A 3,196-nucleotide genomic window follows, 5' to 3' on the forward strand; every position below is an offset into this window, starting at 1 on the left:
GGTTCGCATCCCGAGACTTAACCGGATCGGGATGCGAGCACTTATGTTATATTTTCGGTCGATGCTCCAACCGGCTTACTTGTCCTCGCTGGCGCGGAGCGAGTTGTGAATCGCCGTCGCTGCCTGCGCGGCCTGACCCATTGCAACGCTGATCTGATCGAGACTTTCGACGACATCGCCAGCCGCGTACAAACCGCTAACCGAGGTCTGTTGATGGGCGTCGGTGACAACGCAGCCGCCTTCGCCAAGCTTCACGCCGATCCCGGCGACGAGTTGCGTATGCGGCGAGGAGCCAAGTGCCGGATACAGGGTATCAAACGAGAGGCGACGCCCATCTGCCAGTCGAACCGCGATCTGATCGCCTTCGATCGATATCTGGTTCACCGCTTCCTTGATGACGTCGACACCGAGCCTAATAAGCCGCGCCTCATCCGGCCAGGAGAGTTCGGGCGAGCGCTGCGCCAGCAGCGTCACCCGCGCGCCATAGGGGCGGAGGAACTCGGCCTCGGCAGCACCATGATCGTCACAGCCCAGCACAGCGATATTGGCGCCCTTCGCTTCGTAAGCGTCGCACACCGGGCAATAGCGGATCAGGCCGCGCGCCAATGCAGCATCGTGCGACGCCTGAGGCATTGAAGGCCGGTGATTTCGGACGCCGGTCGCCAAGATCACGGTACGGCCTTGCCAGCTTGTCGTTTCCGTCGCGACGGAGAACCCGTCCTCGACGATCGCCAGGCGAACCACCTTGCCCTGCTCGATCGTCGCGCCGTAAGCCTGTGCTTGCCGTTTCATCCGCGATAGCAGATCAGCACCACCAATCCCGTCTGGAAAGCCCGGCAAATTGTGTGACCGCGGAATCGAACTCGCACGCCCCGCTCCCGCGTCGATGACGACACAGTTGCGTAGAAAGCGCCCGAGATAGGTCGCGGCCGTCAGTCCGGCGGGGCCACCGCCGATGATGATGCAATCCACGTTTTCCTGCGACGTCGACGTGTCAGCTGCTGTACGCATAAAGCCATTCTCCCAAGCCGGCTCTAGCGCGCGCTCTATTCACATTTACGTGCGCACGGCGTTCGTCCCTCACACGCCGGGTGTCGCGTAGGATGATTCCTGTCCCGAATACGCCCGGCAGTCGTCATCCAAGCAAAGTCGGATGGTGTCGCTGCGGCTACGCTTCCCGTACGAACAAGCTCGAACAGATCGGCGCGTCAGTGGCCGCCATGACCGCCGCCCCCACCATGACCGAAGCCGCCGCGATGGCCAAAGCTGCCACCGTGTCCATAACCACCGCCGTGAAGTCCGAAGCCGATCCCAATCGAACCATAGAAGGGCGACCCATAGCCGGGATAGCCATAATAGGGATCGTAATAGCCCCCGCCCCCCCGATAGCGCGCATTATATGCCAAATTTTGGGCGGGCACCGCGATCATGCAAGCTTGCACATTTTGCGCGGCTGGGCCGCCGGGTCCCCCGGGACCGGGCGTGGCTGGAGGCGCGTCCGGCGCTGACAAGGGCTGCGCTACGAAAGCTCCCGGCGTATTACACGGCACTGCGAAATAGGCGATGTTACGGCTGGGCGGCCCATAGGTCGCGCACCCGCCGAGCGCCGCTGCGAGTCCGGAAAGTGCCGAAAGCTTCAGAATCTGCGGTGACATGCGAAAGCCTCCATCGCTTGGGCCTGGATCACGATAGTCGCCAAGGCTGCAAGGCGCATGCACCGCCTCAAACGCTGCTGCGGATCCAGGCGCTGGCCGGAACCACCGACTGACCAGGCGCACCAGAACCGCTCATATTATTAAATACGCAATCGGCGGTGAAATCCCTCAAGGCACGCCGCCCAATCACTCCATCACTGCGAGCAGATCGTCGACCGTCGTGGTCGCGAACGCGGTGAAGCTGTCCGCCACTGCGTAGGGGAGCAGTAGATCGCGGCCGACGACGAGCGCGCCGCAGCTGTAGACGACATTAGGAACATAGCCGTCGCGCTGTTTAGGGCTGGGAGCCAGAACCGGGCGAGGCGTCCGCGCCAAAAGCTTCGAGGGGTCGTTTTTGTCGAGCAGGCAGGCGCCGATGCAGTAGTTGCGCACCGTGCCAACCCCGTGCGTCAAGACGAGCCAGCCCTCGTCCACCTCGATCGGTGAGCCGCAATTGCCCATCTGGACAAACTCCCACGGATACCGCGGCTCGATCAGCTTGGCGCCACCGCCCCAGTGGAGGATGTCGTCCGATCTCAGTAGCCAGATGTTCTTGTTGTCCTGGCGACCGAGCATCGCGAACAGGCCATCGATCCGACGGGGAAAAAGCGCCATCCCCTTGCCCAATGAGGCATCGCCGGTAAGCGCGCGCATCTCGAACGTTCTGAAGTCGGTCGTGGTCAGCAGCTCCGATCGCGCCTCCGCGCCGCTGAACGCAGTGTATGTACCATGGTAGGCGAATGTGCCGTCGCCTTCGTCAAAGCGGACCAGCCTGAGATCCTCGATCCCCTGGCGTTGGCTAGGCAGCACGGGAAACAGCACAGTTTCCGACAAGGTCTCGCTGCCGTCATACCGAAGCCGGGCGAGGTCGTCTGTATCGGCACGCTCGATAATGGGCTGCATCGACACCGAGCTGGGATCGTCCACAACCAGCGTGCCGCCCGGCTTCCACCGCCCCGTACGGAAGGTAACTGAAGACAGATGGCCCTCGCCGATCCCGCGCAGCGAGAGGATAAACCGAACCTCGCCATCGCCAACGTCGCTTTGGTCGGGATGCAGCACGGCGCTGGGATTGAACAACGCCGCGCTCTCATAGGCGTATTCCTGACTGAAATAGGCTCCGATCAGTCGGCGTCGCGCATCGTCGCAGCGATCGGCGCCGTCGAAGTGATCGGCGACCTCGTCAAAACGCCGCCGCAGCATCGTGTCGACGTCGCGGTGGTTCTCATCCAGGGACGCGGTGACGCCCTCCAGCTGACGGGTCAGCTCCGCCTCGCCGAGCGACAGGATCAGATTGACCGTTTCCTGAGTGCGGGTCGTGCCAGCGTCGAAACCTCGCGGATAGCCGGGCTCAAACGGCCTGACCAGGGTACGCGACGGGTCGGGCCGTAGCGTCACATGAGGAAAACGGAGCTTAGCGCGCTGGATCATGTCTGGCTTTCTCGAATTGCGGTATGTGAATGGGCGGGCTTGGCCATCAAAGCGGATCCTCGTGGAATCAT

Annotated in this window: 2 protein-coding genes; both read right to left on the minus strand. The window is 62.5% G+C overall.

Annotated features, from left to right (window positions below; genetic code table 11):
- Positions 1–75 precede the first annotated feature (75 nt).
- Complete coding sequence (locus tag ACH0CP_RS18900; protein WP_016510913.1) at positions 76–1,011, minus strand: NAD(P)/FAD-dependent oxidoreductase; 936 nt, start codon at positions 1,009–1,011, stop codon at positions 76–78.
- A gap of 830 nt (positions 1,012–1,841) precedes the next feature.
- On the minus strand, positions 1,842–3,125 hold the full coding sequence (locus ACH0CP_RS18905) for a glycoside hydrolase family 130 protein (protein ID WP_010408731.1): 1,284 nt from the start codon (positions 3,123–3,125) through the stop codon (positions 1,842–1,844).
- Positions 3,126–3,196 lie beyond the last annotated feature (71 nt).

Origin of the sequence: Sphingomonas sp. 179-I 2A4 NHS, from assembly GCF_045369135.1 — a bacterium.
In the GTDB taxonomy this organism is placed as follows: domain Bacteria; phylum Pseudomonadota; class Alphaproteobacteria; order Sphingomonadales; family Sphingomonadaceae; genus Sphingomonas.

Coding starts and splice junctions, on each gene's coding strand:
- ACH0CP_RS18900 (WP_016510913.1), bottom strand. CDS start 1,011: ATGCGTACAGCAGCTGACACGTCGACGTCGCAGGAAAACGTGGATTGC.
- ACH0CP_RS18905 (WP_010408731.1), bottom strand. CDS start 3,125: ATGATCCAGCGCGCTAAGCTCCGTTTTCCTCATGTGACGCTACGGCCC.